Raw genomic sequence first — 22607 nt, forward strand, 5'->3', positions numbered from 1 at the left:
GGGGAATTGTTATGTCAGGAAAATGATATCGTGGACATTCCGTACAAATCCATTCATACTGGATGGATGACGACCACTGGTTAATTAATAAGGAGTGAGGTATAACATCATGGAATCAAAAACATTAGAACTGTTTAAAACTTTAACGGAGTTTCCTTCCATTCCCGGGCATGAGCGAGAGCTGCGGGCATGGGTTAAAGAGCGGATATCCGGTTATACGGACGAAATCGTACAGGATCGTTTGGGCAGCCTTTTCGGCGTGCTGCGCGGTGAAGAGAACGGACCGCGTGTCATGGTGGCAGGGCATCTGGATGAAGTCGGATTTATCGTCAATGGCATTTCGGAAAATGGCATGATTCGTTTTCAGCCGGTTGGAGGCTGGTGGAGTCAGGCCATCATGTCACAGCGTCTTCAGGTGCTGACTCCGAATGGACCAGTTATCGGAGTCGTTGGCTCTGTCTCCCCCCATTTACTGGATGAATCGCAACGCAGCAAGCCTATGGACATCAAGCATATGTATCTGGATATCGGCGTGGACAGCCGTCAGGAAGCGCAAGAGCTGGGTATTGTGCCGGGAACAGCCATTGCGCCGATTTGTGATTTTACTCCACTGGCGAATCCGAAAAAAATTATGGCTAAAGCGTGGGATAACCGCTATGGTGTAGGCTTGGCTATTGAGCTGCTTGAAGCGTTACATAAGGAAAAGGACAAACTGCCTAATACGCTGTATGCGGGGGCTACCGTTCAGGAGGAAGTGGGATTGCGCGGCGCACGCACGGCAGCCAATCTGATTCAACCGGACGTTTTCTTTGCACTGGATTGCAGTGCGGCCAACGATATGGGTGGTGATCCGAACGCTTACGGGCATTTGGGTAAAGGCGCGCTGCTGCGGGTATTTGATCCGGGTATGATTACACATCGCGGGATTGTGGAATACGTGCAGGATATGGCGGAAACGCACAAGATCAAGTATCAATATTTCATCTCCACAGGTGGGACCGATGCAGGTCAGGTCCATTTAAGCGGAATTGGAGTGCCATCCACCGTCATTGGCATTTGCGGACGATACATCCACACTTCCTCGTCCATTATTCACACCGACGATTACGATGCAGCCAAAGAACTGATCGTCAAGCTGGTACAAAACCTGGATCGTACGACACTGAATACGATTATTGAACGAGCTTAAGGTATTCTCAGAAAAGTACAATCTATTAAAAACAGCCAAAACACGTTCTACATGTTTTGACTGTTTTTTGATTTAATAGAGCTACAAAATAGAGCGCTTCATATCAAATGCTTATAACGAAGTAAAGCGATAATAACAAGTACAGCCGTCAAGGCAATGCAGATGTTCTCCACCTGCGCCCCTTTGCGCGTTCCGGTACTCATCAGCTTAAATCGCAGCTTCCATTTGAAAGGTGGCAAAGGTTTAATTCCGTTATTCGTCAAGGAATCTGCCAACAAATGCAGCAGATACGCCAAACCACCAGCCAGCCATATGCTGTCACCGTGCAGGCGGGTTGTACCGTACAGCAACGCAGTCCATACGACTGTTCCGTACACCGTATGCGTCAATCCCCGGTGCGGGACAAGCGTACAGATAATCAGCAGGCACCCGGCAATGTAATTCCATGGCGCATATGCTTCCCCATACCAGGCTAAGCCAACCCCAATCAAAAAGATAATAACCTTTCGCATCGATCGTGAAGGCATAAAGGAAGCGCTGATCATCAGCAAAGCCAGAACAAGATTCCACGGCGGTGGAGCCATACGGGTGAAAAATACCCAGCCCGCAGCCCCAATCATCAAAAGCTGTACGAGTCTGAGCATTTTGGTAGGCAACGCACGACTCACGAGCATGGAGTTAGGCTCGTCAATATCCGGCAACAGTGAACCGACTACAGCGGCAGCCACGGCAGTCGGAGTCACTTCGTATCCGTTCAAGGCTAATACCGACAGGGAGACCCCGGTTCCAATAATCAAATGGGCTCTTCCCATCATGGTGCATAACATCCTTTCGTTGCAGCATACAACAGAGTTCGACATCACTCTATTTGAATCAGCATGATTCGATTGTATACGACAAACAAAAGGAGAACAATAGTTCGCTTATTCTATTTAAAGGATATCGTCCAAAAGTCCCGGTCAAAAATTCGCCTTAGAGTATTTTTTGGAACAGTGCGATAACTTCCTCTTTGGTTGGCTGAAACGGATTACTGGGCGCACACGCATCCTTCATCGCATTGTCGGCTAACAGATTCAGGTCCGGGTCCGTTACTCCCAACTCAGACAAGCGTTTCGGGATTCCGACCTCCTGTGCCAACCCACGGATGGCATCCACGACAAATTCAGCACACTCCTCGTCCGTTCGCCCTCTGACCGAGAATCCAATCGCTTGAGCGATAGGTCTGAATTTACGAGGAACATGCTGCGCATTGGCCTCCTGTACATAGGGCAGTAGCATCGCATTACACACCCCATGTGGAAGATCATACACACCTCCAAGCTGATGAGCCATCGCATGCACATATCCCAACCCCGCATTGTTGAAAGCCAGCCCTCCCAGAAAAACAGCATACACAAGCTTTTCCCGAGCCTCAATATTTTGACCATTCTCCACAGCATCAGGCAAATAACGGAATATCAGCTCGACAGCAGCCAAGGCAGTGGCATCGGTGACCGGATAAGCTCCCGGGGTAACCAGCGCCTCAATCGCATGAGTAAGCGCATCCATACCTGTCGCAGCAGTTAATTCGGCTGGCTTACCCACCATTAATTCGGGGTCATTTACAGAGATGGAAGCCAGACTGTTTTTATCAACCATGACCATTTTGACCTTACGCTTCTCATCAGTAATGACATAGTTAATGGTGACCTCGCTGGAGGTACCCGCCGTTGTATTCACTGCCACAATAGGAACGGACGGTCGTTTGGATTTGTGAACGCCTTCATATTCTGAAATATGTCCTCCATTGGTGACAATGATGCCAATGGCTTTGGCCGCATCCTGAGGCGACCCACCACCTACCGAGACGAGAACATCACATCCGTTATCCTGAAACACCTTGACTCCTTCGTGAACATTGTCACAGGTAGGGTTAGGTTGCACACCATCATACACGATATATGGAATTCCATGTTGCTCCAAAACAGCAATAATCCGGTCGGTAATCCCATTTCGACGCAGCCATTTATCCGTCACGATAAGCGCTTTCATAAATCTTTTCTCTTGCAACATCGGTCCCAGATCTCTAAGACATCCAATCCCCATCAAATTCACTGGCGGTACATAAAAGATGTTCCTCCCCATACGTAAACCCCTCCTCTGTGTTAATCGTTCTCCAGTCATCTCTGCTCTGTTATCATGCATCTTCTTGATACTACCATCAGATCGAGCAGACATCTGCGAAAAAAAGCACAGTTCAGCAATTCCCATAAAAACATGCAATAAGGCCTAGAAACATGTTGACAAACTTTTGCAATATTTTCTTTTTGCCTCAAAAGCCTATTGAACTATTTGAAATATTATGTAATATAGTGTTTATATTTACTATATGAATCTATTAAATGAACAAGGAGGAAATAATTATGCAAAAGAGTTCTGCGATTCGCAAGTTCAAAACGGTTGGTCTGGCATCATTGCTAAGTCTTGTTTTGTTCGCTCTCCCCGCTTCTGCTGCTTGGAATGATACATACACCGGGTATGCCACCTATACCGGATCTGGCTACTCAGGAGGAGCACTGCTACTTGATCCAATCCCTTCCGATGCAAAAATTACGGCTCTTAACCGCACCCAACTGAATTATAACGGAATCAAAGCCGCATTGGCAGGAGCATATCTGGAAGTCCAAGGTCCCAAGGGGAAAACAACCGTCTATGTAACCGACCTTTATCCTGAAGGTCCAAGTGGTGCGCTCGACCTGTCCCCAAATGCTTTTAACCAAATTGGCAACCAAATTGATGGAAAAATCAATATCTCATGGAAAGTCATCAAAGCCCCAGTTACTGGAAACGTCTCCTACCGCATTAAAGAAGGCAGCAGCCGGTGGTGGGCAGCTATTCAGGTACGCAATCATAAATATCCTGTCTTGAAACTGGAAGTCCAACAGAACGGACAGTGGATCAACCTCGAAAAACAGGACTACAACCACTTTCTGGGTACTAACTTAGGGAACCAGCCTCTTAAAATCCGGATTACAGACATTCGCGGTGTGGTGCTGAACGATACCCTCCCGGCTCTAGCAGAAAATGGCACGGGCGATGCCTATATTGTCAAAGGTAATGTGCAATTCCCTGACTGATTGTAGATATCTTCTCACAGCTTGAATCCTGTCAGGCATAAATGGGCGCTTCCTACCCATGTGCTGTCCAATTCGTGACAGGCTTTATGTAATCCCCAGGCTGGGAACCGACGCAAGCGATTTTGCGTGTCGGGTTCCTGGCCTTTTTACGAAAAAGTCATTATTTTTCATAAAAAATTAGTTTGTTCACTGTCCTGTTCACAGGAAGGCACGTATAATGAATACATATTAGGGTGTATTTTGGCTATATGAACATAGACAGGAGACCTGCCCACATGAGCAATTTCAAAAAGCATCACAAGCTTCACAGCAAATTGATGATCAGTATCACGTTATGTATTACGCTGACGTTGCTGGTATCTACCACAGTGTATTATTTTTATTATATTCGGGTGGAGAAGGAGCAAGCATTCGAAGCCAATCATAGCAGCCTGGCACTGAGAAGCAGAGAGGTCATTAACATGACATCTATCGCCCAATCGTTGGCCTTCCAAATGTACCGCAGCAGCACCCTGTCTAAGTTGTTGTATTATCCCAAACCCAATGTATATGATGTAACCGCTGCCATGTCTGAGTTGAACAATTATCTCAATTCTATGCCGTACATTGAATCCATCTATGTGTATAATCCGAAAAGCGACGCCTTCTACATTGCATCCTCACGGGGGCAAAACGGGTTATACAGCAAAAGTGAACTGGTTGACACGGATATTATACGCGTGCTGGATCATTATGAGGATTATAAGCCATTTACACCTATTCCACGCACCTATCCTTTGCTATCTGCGTCAGACTCCGTTGCCGGAGCAGATCAAGCCAGCACAGACATTGCCGCCTATACGTATTTATGCTACGACGCAATCAACTCGAACGAAGCGATGAATTCGGCTGTGATCGTCAATGTATCTGCGACTTGGATGAACAAGGAAATGGCGACGAATCCGGCATCAGGCGGAACGGCTTATATTTTGGACGATCAAGGCAGACTTTTATCCGGCGCGACACTGGCAGAAGAACCATTGAACGAAAAAGAACAGCTATGGCTGCACACCCGAGTCAAAAAACAGGAAACAGGATATTTTGTAGAAGATTTTCACAGTAAAAGATCACTCATTTCTTATACCTCCCAAGACGGATTGGGTTGGCAGTATATTAGTGTCACCCCGTATGAAAGCGTTGTCAAAATGGCGAGTGTTATCCGTAATGCGATGCTGTTCATTGCCGCCGTCATTGCATTGGCAGGGTTCGTGGCTTCCTGGCTGCTGTCCAGAATGCTGTATACCCCCATTGGGCAGATCGTTGTCCATATGAATTCACTCGAATCAGAGAAACGAAACAGCATGTATACGATCCGGCAAAACATTTTACAGAATATTATTCGGGGGGTTCAATTGCTTCCTGCTGGAGAGGAACCGGAGCGGTTGCTTGAGCTTGGAATTACATTCCAGTTTGACAAAGACTATCGGCTGGTGCTGCTGCGTATAGATGAATATGCCCGGTGGCAAAGCGAACGCGGTCCTGACCTGCTACCCTATAAGTTTGCCATAATGAATATTGCTTCTGAAATATGCGGGCAGACGTACCAGGTGGAAGCCGTGGATATCGACGAAGACAGCGTCCTATTGCTGCTCAACATTCTTGATCCTGCGGAGCATACGGATACCGTGCTGCTGGAAACCTTATTGCGCCAAATACGCGAAGCTTGCCATGAGTATTTAAAGCTGAGCGTATCGCTAACCTATAGCGCCATCGCAAGCCAGTCGGAACGGCTGCATCTGTTGTACCGTCAGGTACAGGAAGCGTCCATGCACCGATTTTTTCAAGGGCACGGGTGTATCATTGATGCGCAGAACACAATTGAGGCACATGCTCAAAATGCCTATGTATATGCGTCGGATAAGGAGAAAAAATTGCTCGACACGCTGTTATCTGGTCATACGGAGGATGCTCATGGCATGTTCAAGGACTTGCTGATGCATATGGAAAAATATTCGTTTTCCGTTGTGCAGGTGGCCATATCCCGGTTGATGATGAGTGTGAATCATGCCATTCAGCATATGAGTGAGCGTAATGGATTTGCTGCCGAATCTATACCTGAATTGCCGTCCGCAGATCAGTTGGAGACGGCCCTGGAGCTTATCGAGCAATATCAATTGGTCTTTGATCATGTCCGCTCCAACCTGTTGGAAAAACGAAACACGAAACAAGAGCGGCTAGTACGGCAAATTAACGAGCGAATAGAGCAAGCCTATGCTGATCCGGATTTTTGCCTCAACCAGATCGCTGAAGAGCTGGATATGTCGCCGATCTATGTCAGCAGACTATACAAGCAACAAACCATGTCTACCATCGTAGATGTCATTCAACAGCTACGCATTCGCAAAGCCTGCGAGCTGCTGGAGCAAACCGACTGGTCGGTAGCTGACGTGGCAGAACAAACCGGATTTGGGAGCAGCTCTTATTTTCACCGCATGTTCAAGCGTAGCTTGGGCGTGACGCCAACAGATTTTCGTCGTTCTAAAGCAAATGCGCAATAAGGTAGACTGACAAAGGCGACGGCTATCGCTTGTACGCAATCGTTCCGTCCTCTCCGCTGATTTTAACGTGACCTATCACTCCTTGTAATAGACATTAAAAAAGCAAGCCTCCAATATCCTGGAGACTTGCTTTTTCTTTTTATCCCAACTGTTAAAATCTCTTTGCCTTGCCCAATTACTTAATGTTCTTCTCCTTCACGTAGGCTTCCCATTGCTTGGTATATTCCGTCTGGATTTTCTCCAGGCCAGCCTGGTTTGCCTTTTGCAAGAAGGTCTGCAATCCTTGATCCACATTATCAATCAGTCCAGCTTGGAGCGGATACAGATACTGCTTCTCAACCTGCTCCAAAGCCGCTTTTTCCGCTTGATAGGTCGTATAATCCTCTGCAAAGCCGGTAAACACGTCAGGCTTCTGGATTTTATCCAGCTCAGCAAAAATCTTCTTCACCCGGTCAAAGCCTGAATCAAACAGCATGTATTCCGGGTTACGCCAAGCCCAGCTATTCATACCTTCCCGTGAAAAGCCGTTCGTGCTGCCGGTACCTATCATTTGATAGTAACCGTCTTTGACTTCATAGTTTTTGCCTTCAATTCCGTATTGCGTGAGCAGGTTATAACGTTTGTCTGTGACAAGCTTTTCATAAAAGGCTAATGCGCGTGCAGGGTTAGGACTGCTTTTGGGAATCGCAAAGCCGTTATGAATCGGATGCACTGGAGTTGCAAACCCCGTTGTCAGCGGGAATGGATAGTAATCCAGCTTCCAGTCCGGGTGAGAAGCTTTGAGCTTAATCACCATGTCATTAAATCGGGTCGGATTGTCACCGAAAATACTCGCTGCTTTACCAGAAGTCACCTGATCCTGAAGCGTATCTTTTACGTTCAGTACGTTTTTAGGAATAAATCCTTTGTCGGCCCAGCGTTTGTAAATGCTCAGCTCTTCTTTTTGCTCATCTGAACCCCAATATTTATAAACCTCTGTTGGTTTTTCATACTTAATACCGATGCCATAAGGCAAAGCCCCTACACTCTTTGTTACCAATTCGGAATAGCGATCATGCAGGTTCCCTTTAATATCGCTGTTCAGAGAGACCGGTTTCATATTAGGCTCATGCTGACGGATACCATCCATATAAGCCTCGTAGCTTTTTATATCCGTAGGTTTAGGCAGATTGTACTTCTCGCGCAAATCCTCGCGCCATACAAATCCATTGGTTACATACTCCTTGTATGTGCCTGGCACAGTGTAGATTTTGCCTCCGATTTTAACGCCATCCCACATCTCCTGAGGCACAAATTTTTGCAAGGCAGGTGCGGCCTTCGGCAGCAGATCATCAAGCGGCAGAAATGCACCTTTCTTGGCATACGCCTGATACTGCGTCCAATCTGCAGTGAAGATCAGGTCAATCGGCTGGCCTGAAGAGAGCAGCAGCTTATACTTCTGATCCCAGTCCGTCCACGTCGTATAGTTGAATTTGACGGTGGCATTCAAATCTTTTTCCGCCAATTTATTAATCTCTGCTTCAACGGCAGGCAGATCCTTCGGAGCATCACCCAGCATATAAAATTGCAGCTGTACCTTCTGGGATTTGTCATCCGTTCCATCTGATTTTTGTGCACTACTTCCGCCACCGCCTCCACACCCGGCTAATAGCGCCATGATGACCATAACTGCAATCAGGATGGACATGCGTTGCTTTCTTTTCTTTGTAAATGTCATGTGAATCCTCCTTTTGAAGTGGTTGCTGGTTTAAAGCCATCTATCTTTTAAAAGCCTGGAGAGTAGACGAAAATCATTCGCTTGTACTCAGCCGCGCCTTTAAAATTTGTAGGAAACAAACGTTACTAGCCCCTTAAATAAAACGCTTACAAAATACGCTTTCAGAATGGCATAACGTCAGCACGTCATGCCATCTTAGCTGATGAATGTCTACTTTAGCCTTTAACAGCACCAATGGTCAAGCCCTTGACGAAATAACGCTGAATGAACGGGTACAGCAGTAAAATCGGCCCGGTGACCACGATCGCCATTGCCATTTTGGTCGATTCGGTCGGCATATCGTTGGAAAGTGAAACGCCGGTACCTGCCCCCATTTGCGCGATAAATTGCATCGAGTTGATTACATTATACAGATAATATTGCAGCTGGTATTTATGTGGATCATTAATAAAGAGTGAAGACGAGAACCAGTCATTCCAGTATGCCAAGGCCAGAAACAATCCCACGGTGGCAATGCCCGGCGTAGACAAAGGCAGCACAATCCGATAGTAGATTTTAAAATCACCCGCACCGTCAATTTTGGCAGACTCAAACAGCTCTTCCGGCATGGACGAACGAATGAAGTTTTTCATTAAAATGATCAGGAACGGAGTCATCAGCCCCGGGAAAATAAGCACCGTATACGTATCGAGCAGTCCTAAATACTTCGTCAGCATAATGTACCAGGGTACCAATCCGCCCCCGAACAACGTTGTAAAGTAAATATAGAACGAGAATGCGTTCCGGTATTTAAAATCTTTACGCGCCAGCACATATCCCGCCATCGTCATCAGGAACAGGCCCAGCGTCGTACCTACTACGGTTGTAAAAATGGTCACCCCATACGCCCTTAGCACCTCTTCAGGAAAGGTGAACACCGTACGGTATCCTTCCAGCGAAAATTCCTGTGGAATAAAATGATATCCATCTCTGATAATCGACTCGTTACTGGTCAATGATGCCGAAATAATAAGTAGAAATGGTAGCAAACAAGCAATAGAAGCAATAATGATTATCGCATAAGAGAGAATTTGAAAAATTCGGGTGTATACATCCTCTTTGATCGCCATCCGTTTGGGTCCTCCTTTCTAGAACAGAGCATATTCGTCGTTCAGCTTGCGGATAATATAGTTCACAGTCATGATCAGTATAAAGCCGAACAAGGACTGGTACACGCCTGCCGCCGAAGCCATACCGACATCAAAGGTTACTTTCAGTGAACGGTACACATACGTGTCCAAAATATCCGTCGTATTGTACAGCACCCCATTGTTGCCGATTAATTGATAGAAGAGATCGAACTGTCCCTTCATAATACTGCCGAGCGCGAACAGCAGCAGCACGACGAACGTCGATTTGAGCATAGGCACGGTAATGTACCAGATCCGTTGAAAAATGTTGGCCCCGTCCATTTTCGCCGCCTCATAATACTCGTCGCTAATGCCTGTAATGGCCGCCAAATAAATCACCATACTGTAGCCGAGATTTTTCCACAGGTAGAACAGGATAATCAGGAAAATCCATACCCACGGTTTGTTGTATACATCCACACGTTCACCGCCGATTTGCAGCAGCAGCGTATTCAGAAAGCCGTTATCATAATTAAATATGTTATACACAATAACGCTTAGAATAACGAAAGAAACAAAATAAGGCAGGAACATCACAGATTGAGCGATCTTTTTAAAGTAACGCCCCCGCAGCTCATTCAGCAAAATCGCGAGAACAATCGCTAACACGTTGCCAAATAAAATAAATGCTGCGTTGTATCCGACCGTATTCAATGTCAATTTCGTCAGCGTGCCGGATTGCCATAGAAATTGAAAATTCTGAAGTCCGACAAACTTGGCATCGAACAAGCTGGTATTGAAGTCAAACTGGGTAAATGCATAATAGATACCCACCATAGGAATGTAAGAGTTAATGAAGAAAAAGATCAAGGTCGGCAGCAGCATTAAAAATAATATCCGATTACGGATCAGTTCATGGAAAAATCCATTTTTCCTGCCGCTCGCCAGCCTCCTCCCGTTCAGGCGGGAATCTGTCGTGAGCATAGCAGAACTCTTAGGCACAGGCTGATTCAATGTGAGTCACTCCCCCTCTGTATACGTTACCAACAGCATGTTTTGCAGTACCGCCGTCGTATGATCTTATTTTATGTAAGCGCATTCAAAATGAAAAGTGAAGCCTTGCGTATTTCATGAACAAAGGAGTGTCCTCAAGAGTGAACAATTCGGATATTTGTGAAGTATTGTGTGATATAAGGCGCCTGATAGACGCCCAAAACCCACTTACAAAGCATAATTAAACGTTTGAGGTTGCCCTTCACTATCATGTAACTCGAAGCGAAGTTCACCGTCATTTTTGTTCTGACCGATAAACTTGATGCCATCTTCCCTGAACCGTTTGACATTTTGAAGCAGCATCAAGCTTGCTGTACTACTCTCGCTCTGCGATTCACCAAATAAATGCTAAGCCCGATTAATACCAGACCGATCAGCAAGAAAGCCGTAATCGCTTCGCGCAGCACCAAAGAGCTGACAAACACCGAAATAACGGGCACCAAAAACGTATAAGACGCGACTTTGCTCGCATCCCCCGAGTTAACCAGTGTGAAATACAGCAACCAAGACAGCGAAATGCCCAACACGATACCGAACAACAGCCCGGACACATAAGGAACATTCCATACGATGTCTGACCAGCTTTCCGTCACTGTTCCGGCTCCCGTCAACACGATGCCTCCCAGCGTGCATTGAAATGCGACCAGCCACAGCGAATCCACGCGCTGGTTTACCTTTTTCACATAGACGGTACCCAATGCCCAGCTCACGGCTGTAATAATAGCGATAATTACACCTGCCACAGCCACATGTCCCGAAAATCCTCCGACACTTACAGCCGCGACACCCAGAAATCCGATGACCAATCCAGTCACCTTAAGCCCGGACATCGCTTCACCCAGCCACATCCATGCAAAAATGCCGACCAATACAGGCTGGAGATACACCAGCACAGAAAACAGGCCGGACGGTACGTACATCAGCCCTACCGTTTGCAGACCATAAAACAGTACCACGTTAAAAACACTCGAAATAGCATAGACACGCCAGTTCTCTTTCCAACGGATACGTTTCCATCTCGGCAGTAAAATCGCTCCTAACAGCAGACCTCCCAGCAACGTGCGCAACCCTGCAAACAAAAGTGGAGGCGTAAACTGCAACGCTACTTTATAAATGGGCCAAGATATGCCCCACAATACAACCAACAGCGCGATCATCATGATCCGCTTGGCTGTCGTTAACTCTCCCATGCTGCTTTCGCTCCTCTATGAAAAAAATGACTAGACCTCATATTTTACGCCTATAGGACAACTTTATCAAACAAAAAATATGCATTGGAAAGCACAACTCCAAACAGAGGAATCCAGTCATTTGCCTATGTTACAATATACCAAACCAAAAAGAAAAATAGAGATTAAAGGATAGGAGGATGTCTGCACTTGATTTATATCATCAAATTTTTATACAGCTTCGTGCTGCCTCCCGGTTTGTTTATCCTCGTGATGGCAGGGCTTGTGATCTGGCTGTGGAAGCGTGCGCGTAAACCTGCTGTCATTCTACTCGTTGTCACACTGCTGCTGTATGGTTCCTCTACCAATTTGGCCGGAGATTTGCTAATCAGCAGTCTGGAAAAGCAGTATCCACAGCCTCGTATCGTTCAAGGCGATGTCATCGTTGTGCTTGGCGGCGGAGCTACAGAGGGAACACCCGACATCAACGGACAAGGTAATCTGCTGGGTTCAGCGGCCAATCGGCTGCTCACTGCGGCACGGTTGCACGAAGCAACGGGCTTACCTATTCTGTTTTCCGGTGGACAGGTATTTGGCGACAGTGGCAACGAAGCGAATATTGCCCAAAGACAGCTTCTGGGACTCGGTATTCCGGCAAAGGATATTCTGATCGAAAACCGTTCCCTGAACACGCAGCAAAATGCCGTGTATACGTCCCGAATTTTAAAGCAGCATCAGCTCACCAAGCCCATTTTGGTGACCTCTGCCTTCCATATGCCACGTGCAGCGCTGGAATTTCAGCGTGCAGGCATGCAGGCTGTACCTTATCCGACCGACTATCTGGCAAGTGAAAATCTGTCACTATATGCTGCCAAGCTCTCCCCGTCTGCCGGAGCCATGGCTACTACTGGAACTGCCCTCAAGGAGTATCTGGGGATCCTTGCTTTGAAGCTTAAATAACGTGATGTATACCTAGCGTGTAGACCTGCATCACAAACAAGCGCCTTGGCAGCTTGCAGATGTAAACCTGTAAGCTGCCAAGGCGCTTGATTTTCCCATGCTCTTTCTTTCATGAGACTGTAAGAGTTCAAAGTCCGTTTTTTTATCCCGACTCGCATATCTCCCAACCCACTAAATATCCTCATGCAGGAAAATTTCTGACACTTGTTCTTCCGATATTACCTTAAAGCCTTCCTTTTTCAGCAAAGCCGAGGTTACGCCGTTACCTGCTATTTTCCGATTTTCAAATGACCCGTTATAGATAGCAGCTGATCCGCAGGACGGACTGTTTTCTTTTAAAATAATGAGCGTAGCGTTAATCTCTTTAGCTATGTTCAAAGCTTCGTATGCACCTCTAATGTACATCTCACTGACATCGTTACCCGAGGACTCAACCACCTTGGCTGTACCGTTCAGTACATCCTCCCCTGTCCCGCCCACAATTTCAGCAGGCGGTCTCGGCGTCATAAAGCCCCCCAACAGCTCAGGGCAGATCGTCACAGCCTTCTTTTCCTCAACCAACTTCTGAATATGTACGTCCAAGCTATCCGTCCCGTTATACCGGACCTTCATCCCTGCCAAACATGAACTTACCAGAATCATCTGCTTCCACCTCATATCATTGCTTTTTATAACTTAAGTAGTTTAAGTATAATCAAATTTCCTCACAGAGTCATCGTACGAAAAATAAAATTCCTTCTTCCATATCAATAATGTCGCTTCTTCTACCGTATGACATAAAAATGAAGAAAGCGAAGCTGTCCCGTAAATAGGGATAACTTCGCTCAATTTAAGATAGCCAAAACTGTTCTTCTTGTGCCAAGGAAATGTGTTAAATTACGGTATTTTCATGTAAAAATAGCCACCCGGAAATAAGTTATACCTATAAATTGTTGCAAAGCAGTTTTCGGAGTACAGGCACGGATGGGCATCTGCCCACATACAATAAACAGATCACAAGCCCGGTAAGTACCATAGGCCGGCAAGTTCGCAACTACCTCAGGAGGTGTCATCCGTGCCCGGACTATTTAGCGCTATCGCTCTGTTCATCAAGGAATTGACGCTACTCGTCTCTTACGTGAAAAACAACGCCTTTCCGCAGCCATTGACTGAGAAAGAGGAAGCCCGACACCTGAAGCTGTTTGCCGAAGGCAACGCGCAATCCCGCAACACACTAATTGAACACAACCTCCGACTAGTGGCTCATATTGTGAACAGGTTGTGTTCCAGAAACAAAGTAATTATCTTTTGAAAATCCATCCACCATTCTGTTTAGGAACCCATAGAAGGATAAGCTAAATTGTTTCTTTTCATGGTCATATCGGATTATAATTTCATCAATCAGATTTTCCACAATCCTTCTTTTTATCTCTGGTGCTAATTCATTGTTTAATACTTCCTGATATTTAGATACCATCACTTTAATGACATCCTCAGACATCGACTGCCGATTCAATAAAGATATTTTTTCCTCAAGTCGTCCAAGTTCTCCTTGAATTCTTTTTACCTCTTTATTTAAAGTGGTCATATCAGTTTCCAATTCATCCTCCTCAATAACACCCTTCCTAAACATAAACTTTATTTTCTCTCTTTCCTTTTCCTTCTCTTCTACCTGTTTTTCGAAGATATTTTTCAAATTCATGAGTTCATCTGTAGCATGGCTATCCTTTTTTGAAAGATCATTTTTTAGGTGTTCAGGATTGTTAAGAACCTTCACAATTATTCCCCATATATACTCATCAAGAATTTCAGTTCGAATCACCGGAATATCGCACTTTTCTACCCCTTCACCATACCTCTTGGGGTATTTGTTAGCACATCTGTAAATGGGATAACTCTTCTTCTCACCGTTTTTAGCTTTACCCGGATAGCTCGTTGCTTCCCACACACGTCCACAGTGACTACACTTGATTAACGATCTTAACAAATAATGGTGCTTCACATTCCGACCTGTACGTGTAAAATTAGTTCGCTTCTTTTTCTGGGCAAGTTCAAAAGTTCCCAAATCTATTAATGGAGGCACATCTACACATATCCATTCTTCCTTATTCCTCATAGTGTAAGTCTTTTTGGCTTTACCTGATGCTGTTTTTTCACCTTTAACCTTCTTCGTTGATCTGCGGTTATAGTAATATTTACCGATATAAATTTCTGAAGTCAGGACGCGACCAATAGAACTGGCACTCCACTGCTTACTTTCTGCTCGTTTAGGAACAGCGCCCATCAAATATAAGTTCTCACCAATCTGCTTCATCGTTTTGGAATCATGAACATACCAATGATAGATAAGTTGAACGAATTTAGCTTCCTCTTCATTGATTATAAGCCGACCATCAATAAGGTCATATCCGTAAGGAGCCACACGCATAGGCATAATTTTTTTGTCTTTTTCAACTGCTCTGAGCCTACCACGAACAGTACGCTTTTTAATTAGGGATAACTCATACTGAGCAATAGACGACATCATGTTAAAAAACAACTGGCCTTCAGGTGTGTTTTTATATTCTGTATCTACGAAAATAAGCTCTACATCATGTTTTTCAAGCTCGCGGCAAATAATGAGTTTGTCGGTCAGGTCTCTTGTCAGCCTGTCGGGATGCGTCACAATTAGCGATTTGATTTTACCTAGCTTAATGTCTTGCATCAAACGGTTAAGAGCAGGACGATCAATGTCCTCTCCTGTAAACCCTTCTTCTTGATAGACATGTAGAGTATTTTCCTGAATTCCTAATTTACGTGCCTTATTAAAACAGATCTCCACTTGACCTTCCAAACTTGTACCCTCCGAAGCTTGCATTCCTGTAGATACTCTTGGATAAATAGCCGTTATGTAAGCATTCAATTGTCTACACCTCACTTTGTTTTGTGTTCATTATAAATCCTATGCTCATTACTGTACATAAATAAAGAAAAAAACGATGCTGTTACACATCGTCTTCTCTTTTTGTTGATTGATTACTTATTTGTTCAAGTATAATTTCTAGGACATTCTGCAATGGTTTATTATTATTTATGTATTGGTCTGATACTGGATTAAAAACAGGGACAAAGGTGAATTCATTCTTCTTCATTGTTATACACCACCCGTCTTTAAGCTCACATGGATAGTGTATGAACGATGAGATTGTCCCTATGTCACGGCTACATCCTTGAATAATCCGATGTATAAATATCACATTCCTCTAAGCTATGTATTTTTGTCAAAGTGCTTACTATGTGTTGCTATATGTATAATTCAAACGCTCCTAATTTCAATTCTATGCCTTCCTAACTTGCTACCCTAATTCCCATTTTCTTCAACCATAAACACGTCTTAGGATCGCCTCCAGATCGTCTAAGCAATAATAATTGTCTAAGAACACCCTGACAACTTCATATGGATAGTCTTCATCCATTATGGCTGTCATAATAAAATGTTTCGGCTCAATATGTATCCCATCTGTACTCAAATTATCTGCCTCCATGTAAAATGTTGATTTTATAAGCTATCCATTGAATACTAACCAGATGAATCCGTAGATTAAAGACATTAGCCCTATAATGCTCAACAAGCAAAAAAGTAAAAGCATAAGAACAAATTTTTTACCTTCCATAATAACCACCTCATTAAAGAATATAAAGCAGATAGAAGAAGTCGGCTACAATCCAATCAACTTTACACAAGAAAGGAATATGTAAAAGGATACTATAGATTGTTGTATCCAAACATGCTAGCCAATCAAGCACATCACCTCCTTTTAATGTATGATAATTATTTTTGTGTATAGCTACGTTTAAACTGTTTTACAAAATTACTACTGGTATATTCCGTACTCGCATTAGCGAATTCTAAGAATAAATCAGCGTTTTTTACGGCAAACTCCATTAGCATATCATGACGACATTCCAAATCATATTCTGCTTTCAAGTGTCCATCATGCTCCTCGTATCCCAATACGCTTTTAATAAATTCATTTGTTCCTTCAGTATGTGGCATATTCTATCTCCCTTATTTATTTAGTTTAAAACGCTTCTATTACTGCATTTTTACTTCTACGCTTCGACAAATCCCATATATGTATCAAAGCTAATCAATCTCTCAGGGCTTGCGTGCATTCGATTCTGTAGGTACTCTTTAAAATCTTTGAATAGCCCATGTTCATGAATGAAATCTAAAACTACTTCATATGCTTCCTCATATCCCTCAACTACTTTTTCAAGTGATTCATTTTCCTTTTTTAGCGATACAAATTCCTCTGGTGTTAGCGTGATAGTTTTATTCATTTTATTCTCCTTGGTATGTATAATTTTATTTTATATAGTTCTAGCTTTACTTCATGTGAAGACAATCCAACACTAGCTCAATCCACATCACCCCTTTCATTTCCATTCTGACGCTCATATCTCTGTACTATTATCTATGAATAACAGTTATTGTCCTTCCCCTTACAAATACCTTGTCTATGAAGAAACATCTTAATTTCATAATAGATTATTCATAAAAAAAGGATGAACTAAAGACAAGTCAACAATAATCCATTTTGACCAGTACATTGCTTATTCTGTTATCTACCTGTCAACTAAACGTGCCTATTAAAGCACCTCATAATGTTACTACTCTTTAGTCTAATGATATGAGGTGCTTAGAAGCGACCATTTAGTTGACACTTCTATAATCAGATTATCAATATAAAGTTTAATCTCTGCATTTAAGAACATTAGATACATATTGTCTTGAACATCCAACTAATGAAGCTATCTTAGCATTAGATAGACTTAAATCATGTTGCTTTAATCGTAGGATATGTGAAGCTTTGTCTTCTAATTGTTTACCTTGTTCTGATATTTCTTGATGATAAACGAAACCTTTTATATGTATAGGAATGTCAAACTGCTTTCTCAATAGCTTATTTACTCTTGCCTTACGGTACTCCTGATTAGAAATAATTGCTGGTATGTTCATAGATAGTTTTTTAGCTAGAAACCCATAACTCCACTTCTGAAATCCTACATCATTATCCAGTACAGCTATAGAATCTAACTCAACCGACTTCTTCTTGGGTATGTACTTAAAGTTATCTCTGTACAATTGTTTCAAGCTAAAACCAGAAACATCCATATGCTCAATTATTTCAGATTCATGAGTCCAACCTTTTTCCCAAATCAAATTGTTGACTACACGGCTAATTTCTTTTGAAATGGATTGATTTAGACCAGGTATCTCCTCTTCTGATCGGTCAGGGAAGACACGATTCCCCTCTTCTACTCCACACAAGCTGATCAATTGTTCACGATTAAAATTTGAAATTGTTAAATGATTCTGATAAAAGAATTTGCTCATCTCTTCAGCCAGTATAAGCCGTTCAGTATCCATGCTGACTATCTCATAATATCTCGCTATATTATTGTAATGGATAATATTATTCTTACGAGACTCCTTTTGATACTGTTCAATTCCTCTTTGCATTTCAATGGGTAATTGGTCAACGCCAACACAATTGAGCAGATACATAAATATCATGATTACTACTTTGGTATTGGCCTTATTAATGTTGCGTAAATCTGAATTCTCGCTCAATAACTCCTCTATGACCTTCCTCATAGGTGCAAACACAATAGCATTGCTTGAATCCATATTCCTCATTTTAGCAAGTTGGGGAAGCTTCCGTCTTGCAACTTCATGTATTTGAATCAGCAATCCTAACGTACCTTTAGTTTTCAGAAACTTCGTTAGGTATGGATAATTCTCCTGTAAATCCATGTCATATTTGAATCGTTCCAGAAACTCAATGTTGAACTCAATCAATCTTTCCTGATCCAGTTGCCACTCGGTTTTAATCTCAGCTATATTGTACAGTTCTTTTAAATAGTCGAATGCTTTATGTATAGGAAGCCTTGATATTCTCTCTATGATCTGAACAATATCATAATGAACTCCACATCGAGAGCTATGGCATTTATAAAACCATTTATCGTCATAGGAGTATATGTTTCCGCTGGTTGAATTGCTGCTATTGTGAAAAATACAATAGAACCTATCAGAATCTATGCCAAGTAGGTGCTTTAAATTTTGCCTTTTTAAGAATTGTCTGATATCATCTCGATCTATATAGCATAGATCATCCTGATTATCTAACTCTAACTTTCTCTTTAGCTCTGGAAGTCCTTTAAAACCTTTGCTAATCAGAGGAATGTTACCGACATCCATTGAAGAGTAATCTATTGCTATTCTGGAGGGAAGTCCCCTTTTTTTCGGCAACAGTTTAGTATTATGTGTCGGCGCTTTACGTGAATTAACACATAGCTGTGAATCTGCTTCTATACTCACCTTCTCAATAACAGTCCGTAGGCGAACAATCAAATCTTCCGCATCATACCTTATGCCCCGATTCCATTCCTCAAGTTTTATTGTAAATGGATCATTTGGATCTTTCAGGTGTAAAGTGTCAGGCACTCGAAGCAATCGGGCTGGATTCTTTACAGCCATATCTGCATTAAATATGTAAATCAAAAATCCTTCTAGCGTTTCAAATTGATGTCTCTGTGTATCATTATTGAGCAAATAATATACATGGAACCCATTTTTCGTTTCCACAATTGCGCTTGGGGGAATCCCTCGTTGTTTTAATTCAGAAACACGGCTCCTGAATATCTGTTTATAGTTGGTTTTCTCTGCACTATTCAGCGAATAAAACTTAGATTTTACAAGCTCCTGTAATTCATTAGGGCTTCCAGTAAATCCAGCAGCAATAATTTCATGTTCAATCTCATCTTTGATATCCATGTCGATGAAACATGCACGAAATTCTGTTATCTCATCATTTCTGTAACCGCCACCATTAGGCAAAAAGTAAATACCATAGCCCTTTTTGCTCCATTCCTCGATTTCTTTGATAGCTTCTTTGCTGTAGTATTTCATTTTACTTTTATGAATCTTACTATTAAACAAGCGTTCGTCTTCATTACCTTCAAATATGTATGAAAAATTAGTCTTACCGTTGTTAGCAGTAACTTGAATAAAATCTCGCGTCTCTACAAAAGCCAAAAGTATATACGTCTCCCTTCGTTTTTATATAAGATATCCAGCTGCACCACTTGGTTTCTATTTCTCGAAAAAAACATACAACAAATAACCTTTCTATCTTGATTAGACAAATCAGCTTGACATTATGCTCCACATCATAAAATCAATTTTATTCGCCTAAATAGACTTATAGTCCTGTTATAATTTCGAGCAAATTGAATAATACTCATGCAACTGAGCGTGAACCCCGAAAACGATAAAATCATCTAAACTCAATTCACTCTCACCTATGCAAGTATTATAATTTGGATTGTCAAAGATCGAATAATTAAAGCTATGAACAGACTCCACCAAAACCCAGAAGTCGTGTCCCCGTAACACTCCTCCTTTTTTTAGATTAAATTTTATCGAACTTACTTACTTGGCATTGCAATTAACTCTACTTTTGTCACATGATAAAACTTATATGTATGAATTCGTCAACATCTATAATATCTTTCATCTATTATTTAAGAGACTCATTAAATATATCATCACTCTAAACTATTGTCAACACTTTCATTATTTGAGATAGGACACACAGAATATTTTATCGGTAAACAAGGATGACATTTAGCTATATATAAAGGAAGCGAAAAATTTTGTCCAAACAATGGTCGGGCAGATTGATCCTATTATTCAGCACAACAATTTGTCATGGTTGATACTGGAACAAGGTGAATTAAATTTGCCGCACCTTCGTTTGAAGCAAGGTGTATACAAATATCATCCCCCTTTATTCTGATTGGACCACTATAAAAAAGCTCACTCCTATTTTTATTGTTAAAGGAGCAAGCTTATGGATATTTATCAATCGCTGTGAATTATATTGCTTTAGGATTTTTATAGCACCAGTTTGGATCATAGGGCAGAGAACTGAACTTCTGCATATCTTCCCAACTGTAAACCCAGTCATAACCAGGAATCCAAAAATAGTCAGTAGGATTCAGCTTGAGATATTCATATATAAATCGAAAAATCAGCTCTTCAGCACCATAAACATCTTCAATACATCCTACTTGATACAAGGACAAGCTTGAATCTAATCCACTAATATCCTCATCATGCTCATAATTAATTTCGTAATTATCAATTCCGTCAATATAGAATATAAACTGCTGGTTATTTTCAACACCCAGTGGGTTATAAGATATATTTAGAGTTGTTGAAAAAAACTGTTCGTTCTTATATTTTTTATCATTGTCAAAATATAATCCAGCATCTGCATGAAAGGCAGCTACGATTGCATCTCCCAGTAATTTCTCAGGTGTATATTTTTCTCGTTCTATTAAAATAAAAGCCGAACTTCCCATCACTTAACCACCTTTCTTAATTCCTCCAAGGAATTTACAACAGTTACTCCTAGCTTCTTGATATTATCTAATTTTTCTATATTACTTTGAGATAGATTGCCCAAAGGCTTATCAATATAAAGTATAACTTTCTTCTGTTCTGGATTAAAATAAAGCTTATCAGTCGTAATTGTCATTTTCTCAAGTTGTCCTTCTTTAACTGCTTTGATTGAAGCCTTAACCTCAATTAATTCATTTTTTTGTAACTACATCTAAATCACCTGCAAATTGACCATCTTTCTTTAATATTTTTTGCCCAAAACCAGTGACTTCACGTTCTTCTTTTAAAAAGCCAGCTACTTTTGCTTCAGTTGCCTTTCCTACATCTGAGCTATTCATAAAGTTTTCAATATCACGGTTAATATTTTTGGGATGTTGATCAACCCATGTCAGTTCATTGCCAGCAGGGTTTGTATATTTCGTCTTATTTCCTTCCTTAATTATGCTACCCATATTGTTATTGTGGGTTCCCTCGACGACATGCGGTGCCTTTTCTGCCTTAACCTCCGATGATAGGGACGGTTTTGATGAGCCTCCACCTTCCCCTTTCGCCATTTGCCACAATTCCGCTGAGCTTTTCCCTATTCCGCTTGCTCCTTTAACTGCGGTTGTGCCTCCATGTGCCGCTAAAGCTGCTGATCCAATCAATCCCGGTATTCCAATTATACTTCCAACTCCCGTAGATGAAACAGCAACTGATAATCCTTCTCCACCTGTTCCGACTATTACCTCACCAGCCCCCTGCAATGTCGTAGCTACGTGACCGAGAATTTCACCTACTTTAGCTGCCATAGGATGATCATAGTCCCGTTCTTTATCAGGTAACATCCCCAAGGTTAAATCTTCCTGAATGGCTCCTTTTGCTCCTTGAATAGTATCCCATAAAATTTCTCCTTGAAGCTTACTAGCTTCCATCTGGGCTTCGGCCTTGGTTATCTCAGCTTGTCCAATTTGTTCAAAAATTTTATGTAGCCAACCTTCATCACTGGATGCCGTTTTAACAGGGGTTCCAAGCCACGGCACATCCAGTACGACTTTTTCCCCGTCCACCTGTTTAAAGTTTTTTGAAATAAAAATAAGTTCCTGTGCTACTGTCGATAGTCGTTCAATCGTCACACTCATGGATTGTCGAGAAACCTGAAATTGTTGGAAAAATCTCTCTCTGGTAGCTCCAGACCAACCTTGTTGGACAAAATCAATTCGTCCACTCAAAAAGTTCAGCATACGTTCCATTTCATGCTTTCCTTGCAAGAACTGGTCAGCCACTTGCATCAATCTATCAGGTGGAACCAATATTCTACCCATTTGATCACGTCCATTTTAA

The 22607-nt window shown here is 42.4% G+C and carries 19 protein-coding genes and 1 pseudogene; 5 read left to right on the top strand and 15 right to left on the bottom strand.

The features are described from left to right. The first annotated feature begins 109 nt into the window (after positions 1–109). Complete coding sequence (locus tag QD47_RS05365) at positions 110–1189, top strand: M42 family metallopeptidase (RefSeq protein ID WP_044645137.1); 1080 nt, start codon at positions 110–112, stop codon at positions 1187–1189. Between the two features lie 98 nt (positions 1190–1287). Here the strand turns inward: QD47_RS05365 and QD47_RS05370 are convergent, their stop codons facing one another. Together QD47_RS05370 and QD47_RS05375 are read right to left on the bottom strand one after the other, a co-directional pair. Next, positions 1288–2004, bottom strand: coding sequence for a metal-dependent hydrolase (locus QD47_RS05370; protein WP_044645138.1), 717 nt, complete (start codon positions 2002–2004; stop codon positions 1288–1290). Positions 2005–2161: 157 nt separating this feature from the next. Beyond that, a complete protein-coding gene (locus QD47_RS05375) occupies positions 2162–3313 on the bottom strand; it encodes an iron-containing alcohol dehydrogenase (protein WP_044645139.1) in 1152 nt (383 codons plus the stop codon). Positions 3314–3591: 278 nt separating this feature from the next. On the opposite strand from QD47_RS05375, the gene exlX reads away from it, so the two are divergent. Both exlX and QD47_RS05385 read left to right on the top strand, forming a co-directional pair. Further along, positions 3592–4305 carry an expansin ExlX gene (gene exlX, locus QD47_RS05380; RefSeq protein ID WP_044645140.1) on the top strand — a complete coding sequence of 238 codons (714 nt, stop codon included), beginning with the start codon at positions 3592–3594 and terminating at the stop codon, positions 4303–4305. A 275-nt stretch (positions 4306–4580) separates the two neighbouring features. Further along, positions 4581–6842: an AraC family transcriptional regulator gene (locus QD47_RS05385; RefSeq protein ID WP_044645141.1), complete on the top strand. Its 2262-nt coding sequence runs from the start codon at positions 4581–4583 to the stop codon at positions 6840–6842. Positions 6843–7017: 175 nt separating this feature from the next. Here QD47_RS05385 and QD47_RS05390 read toward each other — a convergent pair whose 3' ends face one another. The 4 genes from QD47_RS05390 to QD47_RS05405 form a co-directional block, all read right to left on the bottom strand. Further along, positions 7018–8559, bottom strand: coding sequence for an extracellular solute-binding protein (locus QD47_RS05390; RefSeq protein WP_044645142.1), 1542 nt, complete (start codon positions 8557–8559; stop codon positions 7018–7020). 215 nt (positions 8560–8774) lie between these two features. After that, a complete protein-coding gene (locus QD47_RS05395; RefSeq protein ID WP_044645143.1) occupies positions 8775–9668 on the bottom strand; it encodes a carbohydrate ABC transporter permease in 894 nt (297 codons plus the stop codon). A gap of 18 nt (positions 9669–9686) precedes the next feature. Continuing rightward, positions 9687–10682 (bottom strand): ABC transporter permease, encoded by a 996-nt coding sequence (locus QD47_RS05400; protein ID WP_044645144.1) that lies wholly within the window; start codon positions 10680–10682, stop codon positions 9687–9689. A 341-nt stretch (positions 10683–11023) separates the two neighbouring features. Further along, on the bottom strand, positions 11024–11911 hold the full coding sequence (locus QD47_RS05405) for a DMT family transporter (protein ID WP_044645145.1): 888 nt from the start codon (positions 11909–11911) through the stop codon (positions 11024–11026). Between the two features lie 189 nt (positions 11912–12100). On the opposite strand from QD47_RS05405, the gene QD47_RS05410 reads away from it, so the two are divergent. Further along, positions 12101–12850, top strand: a complete 750-nt coding sequence (locus QD47_RS05410; RefSeq protein ID WP_044645146.1) for a YdcF family protein — start codon at positions 12101–12103, stop codon at positions 12848–12850. A 171-nt stretch (positions 12851–13021) separates the two neighbouring features. Here the strand turns inward: QD47_RS05410 and QD47_RS05415 are convergent, their stop codons facing one another. Next, entirely contained in the window at positions 13022–13492 is a 471-nt protein-coding gene (locus QD47_RS05415) for a 2-thiouracil desulfurase family protein (protein ID WP_044645147.1), read from the bottom strand. A gap of 412 nt (positions 13493–13904) precedes the next feature. Between QD47_RS05415 and QD47_RS30510 the strand changes: the two are divergent. Further along, positions 13905–14108: pseudogene (locus tag QD47_RS30510) on the top strand (RNA polymerase subunit sigma-70); the annotation flags it as partial. Here the strand turns inward: QD47_RS30510 and QD47_RS05420 are convergent. From QD47_RS05420 to QD47_RS31450, 8 genes are all read right to left on the bottom strand, one after another. Beyond that, positions 14085–15746 (bottom strand): recombinase family protein, encoded by a 1662-nt coding sequence (locus tag QD47_RS05420; protein ID WP_268794225.1) that lies wholly within the window; start codon positions 15744–15746, stop codon positions 14085–14087. The pseudogene QD47_RS30510 and the gene QD47_RS05420 sit on opposite strands and share 24 nt — an antisense overlap. A 67-nt stretch (positions 15747–15813) precedes the next feature. Then, positions 15814–15960, bottom strand: a complete 147-nt coding sequence (locus QD47_RS32060; protein WP_161797152.1) for a hypothetical protein — start codon at positions 15958–15960, stop codon at positions 15814–15816. Between the two features lie 680 nt (positions 15961–16640). Then, positions 16641–16865 (bottom strand): hypothetical protein, encoded by a 225-nt coding sequence (locus tag QD47_RS05425; protein WP_044645149.1) that lies wholly within the window; start codon positions 16863–16865, stop codon positions 16641–16643. A 56-nt stretch (positions 16866–16921) separates the two neighbouring features. Beyond that, positions 16922–17152, bottom strand: a complete 231-nt coding sequence (locus tag QD47_RS05430; RefSeq protein ID WP_044645150.1) for a hypothetical protein — start codon at positions 17150–17152, stop codon at positions 16922–16924. Positions 17153–17564: 412 nt separating this feature from the next. Beyond that, a complete protein-coding gene (locus QD47_RS05435; protein ID WP_044645151.1) occupies positions 17565–19913 on the bottom strand; it encodes a hypothetical protein in 2349 nt (782 codons plus the stop codon). A gap of 842 nt (positions 19914–20755) precedes the next feature. Beyond that, complete coding sequence (locus QD47_RS05440; RefSeq protein WP_044645152.1) at positions 20756–21244, bottom strand: hypothetical protein; 489 nt, start codon at positions 21242–21244, stop codon at positions 20756–20758. After that, entirely contained in the window at positions 21244–21420 is a 177-nt protein-coding gene (locus QD47_RS32935; protein ID WP_235332186.1) for a hypothetical protein, read from the bottom strand. Before QD47_RS32935 ends, QD47_RS05440 begins: the two co-directional genes overlap by 1 nt. A gap of 55 nt (positions 21421–21475) precedes the next feature. Next, positions 21476–22588, bottom strand: a complete 1113-nt coding sequence (locus tag QD47_RS31450) for a WXG100 family type VII secretion target (RefSeq protein ID WP_235332187.1) — start codon at positions 22586–22588, stop codon at positions 21476–21478. Positions 22589–22607: the final 19 nt, after the last annotated feature.

The organism is Paenibacillus terrae, from assembly GCF_000943545.1.
Lineage (GTDB): Bacteria > Bacillota > Bacilli > Paenibacillales > Paenibacillaceae > Paenibacillus > Paenibacillus terrae_A.

Bases quoted from the DNA above. Each gene is read 5' to 3' on its own strand.
- QD47_RS32935 (WP_235332186.1), bottom strand. From the start codon at position 21,420: ATGACAATTACGACTGATAAGCTTTATTTTAATCCAGAACAGAAGAAA.
- QD47_RS05415 (WP_044645147.1), bottom strand. From the start codon at position 13,492: ATGATTCTGGTAAGTTCATGTTTGGCAGGGATGAAGGTCCGGTATAAC.
- QD47_RS32060 (WP_161797152.1), bottom strand. From the start codon at position 15,960: ATGAAGAAGAATGAATTCACCTTTGTCCCTGTTTTTAATCCAGTATCA.
- QD47_RS31450 (WP_235332187.1), bottom strand. From the start codon at position 22,588: ATGGGTAGAATATTGGTTCCACCTGATAGATTGATGCAAGTGGCTGAC.
- QD47_RS05390 (WP_044645142.1), bottom strand. From the start codon at position 8,559: ATGACATTTACAAAGAAAAGAAAGCAACGCATGTCCATCCTGATTGCA.
- QD47_RS05375 (WP_044645139.1), bottom strand. From the start codon at position 3,313: ATGGGGAGGAACATCTTTTATGTACCGCCAGTGAATTTGATGGGGATT.
- QD47_RS05370 (WP_044645138.1), bottom strand. From the start codon at position 2,004: ATGATGGGAAGAGCCCATTTGATTATTGGAACCGGGGTCTCCCTGTCG.
- QD47_RS05405 (WP_044645145.1), bottom strand. From the start codon at position 11,911: ATGGGAGAGTTAACGACAGCCAAGCGGATCATGATGATCGCGCTGTTG.
- QD47_RS05385 (WP_044645141.1), top strand. From the start codon at position 4,581: ATGAGCAATTTCAAAAAGCATCACAAGCTTCACAGCAAATTGATGATC.
- QD47_RS05395 (WP_044645143.1), bottom strand. From the start codon at position 9,668: ATGGCGATCAAAGAGGATGTATACACCCGAATTTTTCAAATTCTCTCT.
- QD47_RS05425 (WP_044645149.1), bottom strand. From the start codon at position 16,865: ATGCCACATACTGAAGGAACAAATGAATTTATTAAAAGCGTATTGGGA.
- QD47_RS05365 (WP_044645137.1), top strand. From the start codon at position 110: ATGGAATCAAAAACATTAGAACTGTTTAAAACTTTAACGGAGTTTCCT.
- exlX (WP_044645140.1), top strand. From the start codon at position 3,592: ATGCAAAAGAGTTCTGCGATTCGCAAGTTCAAAACGGTTGGTCTGGCA.
- QD47_RS05440 (WP_044645152.1), bottom strand. From the start codon at position 21,244: ATGGGAAGTTCGGCTTTTATTTTAATAGAACGAGAAAAATATACACCT.
- QD47_RS05430 (WP_044645150.1), bottom strand. From the start codon at position 17,152: ATGAATAAAACTATCACGCTAACACCAGAGGAATTTGTATCGCTAAAA.